The organism is Micromonospora noduli, from assembly GCF_003264365.1.
GTDB classification, from domain to species: domain Bacteria; phylum Actinomycetota; class Actinomycetes; order Mycobacteriales; family Micromonosporaceae; genus Micromonospora; species Micromonospora noduli.
The window spans coordinates 1-6,640 of record NZ_PYAK01000113.1 but is presented as its reverse complement, the minus strand read 5'-3'; the positions used below and the strand labels follow the sequence as shown (position 1 = coordinate 6,640).

5 protein-coding genes and 1 pseudogene are annotated in these 6,640 nt (G+C 72.1%); 1 reads left to right on the top strand and 5 read right to left on the bottom strand.

Translation table 11 applies throughout. The annotated features are described in order from the left end of the window. The 5 genes and pseudogenes from GUI43_RS32920 to nadA form a co-directional block, all read right to left on the bottom strand. Window positions 1–1,417: pseudogene (locus tag GUI43_RS32920) on the bottom strand (hypothetical protein); the annotation flags it as partial. Between the two features lie 383 nt (window positions 1,418–1,800). Beyond that, on the bottom strand, window positions 1,801–2,361 hold the full coding sequence (locus GUI43_RS32915; protein WP_112589148.1) for a helix-turn-helix domain-containing protein: 561 nt from the start codon (window positions 2,359–2,361) through the stop codon (window positions 1,801–1,803). A gap of 193 nt (window positions 2,362–2,554) precedes the next feature. Then, window positions 2,555–3,148, bottom strand: coding sequence for a DUF3043 domain-containing protein (locus tag GUI43_RS32910; RefSeq protein WP_112582817.1), 594 nt, complete (start codon window positions 3,146–3,148; stop codon window positions 2,555–2,557). A gap of 114 nt (window positions 3,149–3,262) precedes the next feature. After that, window positions 3,263–4,618: a UDP-N-acetylglucosamine 1-carboxyvinyltransferase gene (gene murA, locus GUI43_RS32905; protein WP_030337972.1), complete on the bottom strand. Its 1,356-nt coding sequence runs from the start codon at window positions 4,616–4,618 to the stop codon at window positions 3,263–3,265. A 212-nt stretch (window positions 4,619–4,830) separates the two neighbouring features. Beyond that, a complete protein-coding gene (gene nadA / locus GUI43_RS32900; RefSeq protein WP_112582836.1) occupies window positions 4,831–6,030 on the bottom strand; it encodes a quinolinate synthase NadA in 1,200 nt (399 codons plus the stop codon). Window positions 6,031–6,098: 68 nt separating this feature from the next. Between nadA and GUI43_RS32895 the strand changes: the two genes are divergently transcribed. Beyond that, window positions 6,099–6,640: glycerate kinase (locus tag GUI43_RS32895; RefSeq protein ID WP_146765983.1), on the top strand; the 542-nt coding region annotated here is incomplete at its 3' end.

Sequence of the window (6,640 nt, the reverse complement as noted above, 5' to 3'; positions counted from 1 at the left end):
GCCGGTCGGGCCGGGCGGCCGGCCGCGGCGCGATGCCCGGCTCGGCGCCGCGGTACGGGTCTGTGGGGCGGTGCGGGTCGGGGCTGCGGTGCGGGTCTGTGGGGCGGTGCGGGTCGGGACTGCGGTGCGGGTCTGTGGGGCGGTGCGGGTCCGGGCTGCGGTGTGGGTCGCTGCGGTGGCCGGGCTCCCGGGTACGGTCCGAGGTGCGGTCCTGGCGCACCGGACCCGGTGCTGGCCAGGGCAGACTGCCGTCCGACCGTTGGCCCGGCTGTGGCCGGGGCTCGCGGTACGCGTCCTCACGGGGTGCGTCCTCGCGGTAGCCGTTGTCGCGGTACCCGTCCGGGCGGGCCTGCTCGCGGGGTCGCCGGTCCGGGTACGCCTCGGTGCGGGCCGCCGCCTCACGGGGCTGCTGCCGGTGCGGGTCGGTGTCGGGCCGCCGCCGGTCGTCGTCGAGGCGGGGCTGGTCGGGCAGGTCCGCCTCGGGGCGACGCCGTCGTCCACCGTTGGGTGAGGGCGCTGCGCCGACGCCGTCGTCCGCCCGGTAGCGCGAGTCCGGGCGGCGCAGGTCGTCGGCGGCCCGGTCCGGGTACCCGTCGGCGCTGTATCGCGTGCGGCCGTCCACGGGGGCCCATGGGTCGACCCCGTCGGCGATGCGGCCGTCGTGGTCGCGGTTGGGTCGGCCGCCGTACGCGTCGCCGGTGTGCCGTTCGTAACCAGCGGCCGGTCGTTCCGGTGTGCCGCGCCGACGTGGTGTGTCGTCGGGCTCGGGCACCCAGCCGGGTTCGGGCCGGGGCGCGGGGGAGACCGGCGGAGAGCCCTGGTAACCCCGATCCCGCTCGGTGGGCTCCTGCCGGGGACGGCGGCTGTCGTACCGATCGGGGGTGGGCTGGTCCCGGTGCCAGGCGGCTTCCCGCGTGGGCCCCCGCTCGTCGGCGGGGCGTCGGTCGGACCAGGCGGTACGTCGGTCCGACTCGGGCGAGCGACGGTCGTCGCGGCGGGGTGGCTCGGGCAGCGGACGACGGTACGGCTCGTGGTCGTAGTGGCGGGACTCGGCGCTGTCGGGCCGGCCGTAGGCGGAGGTGTCCGCCGAGCGCTCGTCGCCGCGGAGTCGGCCGTAGGCCGGTGTCTCGCCCGGCTCGTCGTCCACCCAGGAACGGCCGTGCGGTGCCTGTTCCTCCGGTGGTTCGTCTGACCAGGACCGGCCGAGGTAGGTGCCGTCCGGGCGGGTGGGCGCCAGCGGTGGCACCTCGGCGCGACCGGACACCGACGCGCGGCCACGCGGTGGCGGCTGATGCGGCCTGCCGATGTCGCCGGCGTAACGCTGGCCGGGGAACTGGGGGTGCCACTCGGTGGTCGGCTCGACCACCCAGGACGGTTCGTTCGGGTCTGACCACCGGTCGTTGTAGCGGCCGTTCATCCGTCGAGCCCGTCGCCACACCCGGCCGCTGGGCCGATTCTCGCCGGGAGTGAGGTGCCCGCAGCCGCCGTCGGGTGACCGCTGGGCGTCCGGTCGCCGCCTGCCACGCCCCGGTGGCCGGCTCGCGTCCGCTCGCTCACGCGTTGTCACCTCGTTGCAAATTGTCGCGCTGGGGCCGCACGTGCCGGTCAGATCGCTGCTCCGGCAGGCCGTGGCTGCGGATGGAGGGTAACGGCGTGGGCTCGCTCACCGCCACTGTGGTGCCGCCCACCGGCGCAAACGTTATCCCATTGGTTTCGGACATTTGGTCCTATAAGCGAATCTGGCGTCCGACCATACCGCACTTGAAGGCCACCCGGCTGCGGCGGGATCGCCGTCCTCGTTCAGGGGTGCTCCATGATGAGGACGGCGAACGTACCGGGAGCGAGCGCCTCGTAACGGTGCGGGGCGTCGCCGGGGAACGTGGCGTAGTCGCCGGGTTCGAGTTCGACCGGTGCCGCCTCGGGCCCCACCCGCAGCCGGCCGGCAGCGACCACCACGTGCTCGATACTGCGCGGGGTGTGGCCCTGCCCGGCTCGGACCGCGCCCGGTTCCAACCTGATCAGGTAGACGTCCCGGCGCAGGTGCGCCGCACCGGCGCTGAGCAGCGTTCCGCTGAAGTCGGCCTGCTCTGAGCGGACGTGCGGCCCGTCCCCGGCCCGGATGACCCGTACACCGTCGTCGACGGGCTCCACCAGCCGGCTGAACGGCACACCGAGGGCGACGCCCAGCGCCCAGAGCGTCTCCACGCTCGGGTTGCCGGTGCCCGACTCCAGTTGGGAGAGGGTGGACTTGGCCACCCCCGCCCGGCGGGCCAGCTCGGTCAGCGAGATGCCGACCCGTTCCCGCTCCCGGCGCAGGGCGGCGGCGATGGTGGCCAGCGGGGCAGCCGGTTCCGAAGGCATGCCTTCGCTCCATTGGGTCGAACGTTCGGCGTGGCGAACAACGGCAACCCGTTCAGCATGATGAACACGCGGCAAGATCCGCGCAGTTACGGCGAAACTGCTGCCTCGGAGATGTCTGAGGCAGCAGTTTCGCTGATGTTGCGCGGATCTTGCGGGCGCAGGCGCCAGGGTGCGGGCGTGGGAGCCCGGGGGGTCAGACCTTGTCGCCCAGCTTGACCTGGGGCGCCGGAGCGCGCATCCGCCGGAAGGTGATCGACCGCATGACCGCGTAGAGGAAGAGCGAGCCCATCCGCTGGTCGGTCTTCGGGAAGCGCTCCCGGACCAGCTTGCTGATCTTGCGGCAGATCAGCACCGAGTCGACGACCACACCCAGCGCCAGCGCGCCCCAGAGCACGTTGGAGATCAGCCGGACCAGCGGCGGCATGGCCGCGTTCGACCCGACCAGCACGATCAGCGCGCCGCCGAAGAACCAGGTGCCGACGGTACGACGGGAGTCGACCACGTTGCGGGCCAGCAGCCGCTCCGGGCCACGGTCGCGGGGGCCACCCTCGCGGCGGAACTCCGATGCCGCCTCGGCGCGCAGTTGACGGCGACGCTCCCGCTCCTCCTCCTTGGTGAGGGGGCGAGTGGGGCCGGCCGGGCGACGGCCGGCGGTCGGCCGCTTGGGCGTCTCCCGACCCTTGGCCGGGGTGTAACCCCGGGGACGCTCAGCGGTCTCCTCGGGGGTCACCGAGGTGACGGCCTCGTCGACGAGGTCGGTGGACTTGCGGCGAAAGAGCGACGGCACGCGGCAAGGGTAGCCAACGGTCCGCGCCAGGTGCACATCGCGGTACAACGGCCGACGGCTCCAGGTCGCAGCGCGACCTGGAGCCGTCGTAGTCGAACGATGGGGTGACCGAGGTTACGGACGCTCGGCGTGCGCGCCCAGGTCGGCGAGCTTCGCCTCGAAGTCCTCGTAGCCCCGGTTGATCAGGTCCACGCCGTACACCCGGGAGGTGCCCTCGGCCGCGAGCGCCGCGATCAGGTGGCTGAACCCGGCCCGTAGGTCCGGGATGACCAGGTCGGCGGCGTGCAGCTTGCTCGGCCCGGCGATCACCGCGGAGTGCTTGAAGTTACGCCGGCCGAAGCGGCACGGGGTGCCGCCGAGGCAGTCCCGGTAGACCTGGATGTTGGCGCCCATCGAGTTGAGGGCCTCGGTGTAGCCCAGCCGCTGCTCGTAGACCGTCTCGTGGACGATCGACAGGCCGCGGGCCTGGGTCAGCGCCACGACCAGCGGCTGCTGCCAGTCGGTCATGAAGCCGGGGTGCACGTCGGTCTCCAACGCCACCGCGTTCAGCTCGCCACCCGGGTGCCAGAAGCGGATGCCGCCCTCCTGACCGGGGTCGCCCAGCTTCGGCGCGCGGGCGTCGGTGACCTCGTACTCGCCGCCGACCGAGCGGAAGATGTTCAGGAAGGTCATCATGTCGGCCTGCTGCGCGCCCAGCACCTCGACGTGACCACGGGTCGCCAGGGCGGCGGCCGCCCAGCTCGCCGCCTCGATCCGGTCCGGGATCGGCCGGTGGGTGTAGCCGTGCAGCTTGGGCACGCCCTGAATCTCGATCACCCGGTCGGTGTGGACCTTGATGATCGCGCCCATCTTCTGCAGGATGCAGATCAGGTCGATGATCTCCGGCTCCACCGCGGCGTTGCGCAGCTCGGTGACGCCCTCGGCCATCACGGCGGTCAGTAGCACCTGCTCGGTGGCACCGACGCTCGGGTACGGCAGGGCGAACTTGGTGCCGTGCAGCCCGTTCGGCGCGGACAGGTGCAACCCCTCGGGCCGCTTGTCGACAGTGGCACCGAACTCCCGCAGCGCCTGCAGGTGGAAGTCGATCGGGCGCGGGCCGATGTGGCAGCCGCCCAGATCCGGGATGAACGCGTGCCCGAGGCGGTGCAGCAGCGGGCCGCAGAACAGGATCGGGATCCGACTGGAACCGGCGTGCACGTTGATCTGGTCGGTGCTGGCGCTCTCCACGTTCGCCGGGTCGAAGACGAGCTCGCCGTCCTCGGTGCCGTCGGTGACCTTGACGCCGTGCAGGCCGAGCAGACCTCGCACCACCTCGACATCGCGGATCTTGGGCACGTCGAACAGCCGGCTCGGGCTGTCGCCGAGCAACGCGGCGACCATCGCCTTCGATACCAGGTTCTTCGCGCCGCGCACGCGGATCCGCCCTTCGAGCGGAGTACCTCCGTGCACAACCAGGACGTCGTCGGTCAACGCAACCTCCAGCGCGTCGGTGCTGCCGTGTTGATGGTGGGGCGCCTGAACCTTGTCGCTACCCCGGATGCGGCCATGTCGAAACGGCCCGCGTGTGTCGTCGCTTGGGCAGCATAGCCCTCGGTGACGAAAAAGGACTCGGTCACATCGGCGTGTGTGGCATTAATCGGTGATCCGGCACTTTTGCGTACCAAGAGCGCTACGGATCGTGATCAGGACGCCGTCGGCGGCGGAGTGTCCGCGCCGGGCAGCGCGAGCATCTGATCAAGCGCGACCCGGGCGTGGTGCGCGGTGTCGGCGTCCACCGTGATCTGGTTGACGACCCGGCCCGCGACCAGCTCCTCCAGAGCCCAGACCAGGTGCGGCAGATCGATCCGGTTCATCGTCGAGCAGTAGCAGACGGCCTTGTCGAGGAACATGATCTGCTTGTCCGGGTGCGCCAGCGCGAGCCGGCGGACCAGGTTCAGCTCGGTGCCGAGCGCCCACGCCGAGCCGGCCGGAGCCGCCTCGATCGTCTTGATGATGTATTCGGTGGACCCGACGTAGTCGGAGGCCGTGACCACCTCGTGCCGGCACTCCGGGTGGACCAGGACGTTGACCCCGGGCACCCGCTCCCGTACGTCGTTGACGCTCTCCAGGGTGAACCGGCCGTGCACCGAGCAGTGCCCCCGCCACAGGATCATCTTGGCGTCGCGCAGCTGCTCCGGGGTGAGCCCACCACCGGGCTTGTGCGGGTCGTAGAGCACACAGTCGTCCAACGACAGGCCCATCTCCAGCACCGCGGTGTTACGGCCCAGGTGCTGATCCGGCAGGAAGAGCACCTTCGACCCCTGCTCGAAGGCCCAGTCCAGGGCGCGCTTGGCGTTGGACGAGGTGCAGACCACGCCGCCGTTGCGGCCCACGAAACCCTTGATGTCGGCCGAGGAGTTCATGTACGTCACCGGCACGGTGTCGCCGGCGATGCCCAGCTCGGTCAGCGTGTCCCACGCGGCCTCGACCTGGCCCAGCACCGCCATGTCCGCCATCGAGCAACCCGCCGCGAGGTCGGGCAGGATCACCCGCTGGCTGTCGGTGGTGAGGATGTCGGCGCTCTCGGCCATGAAGTGCACGCCGCAGAAGACGATGTACTCCGCGTCCGGGCGGGCCGCGGCCTCCCGGGCCAGCTTGAACGAGTCGCCGGTCACGTCGGCGAACTGGATCACCTCGTCGCGCTGGTAGTGGTGCCCCAGCACGAAGACCTTGCTGCCCAGCTTCGCCTTCGCGGCGGTGGCACGGGCCACCAGATCCGGATCGCTGGGCGCCGGCAGGTCGCCCGGACACTCCACGCCGCGCTCGGTGTCGGGGTCGCTGCCCCGGCCGAGCAGCAGCAGAGCTGTCGCCGTGTTGGAGGGTTCCACCCAGGTCGAAGTCACGTAGCCCATGGTCCCACAGCGCGAGCGCGACGCAGCCTCGCTCGGTGTGGGCTGCCACACTGCTCGGCATGCGCGTGCTGCTCTGCCCGGACAAGTTCGCCGGCACCCTGTCCGCACCGGAGGTGGCCGCCGCCGTCGCCGACGGTTGGCGCACCGTCACCGACGGAGACGAGCTGCTGATCCGGCCCCTCGCCGACGGTGGACCGGGCTTCGTGGAGGTGCTCGCCGAAGCCCTCGGCGGCCGGCGCGTGCCGGTGTCGACGGTCGACCCGCTGGGCCGGCCGGCGGCCGGTGAGATCCTGCTCACCGCCGACGGCTCGACCGCCTACCTGGAGAGCGCGCAGGCGTGCGGCCTGCACCTGCTCTCCGCAGCCGAGCGCGACCCGAAGACCACCACCTCGTACGGGCTGGGTCTGTTGGTGGCCGCCGCGGTGGAGAGCGGTGCCCGCACTGTGGTGATCGGGCTGGGCGGCTCCGGCACCAACGACGCCGGCGCCGGAATGCTCGCCGCGCTGGGCGTGACCCCGCTCGACCAGGGCGGCGCCGCGCTGCCGTACGGCGGGGCGGCGCTCGCCGCGGTGGACGCGCTGGACGGCGCGCCCCGGCTGCG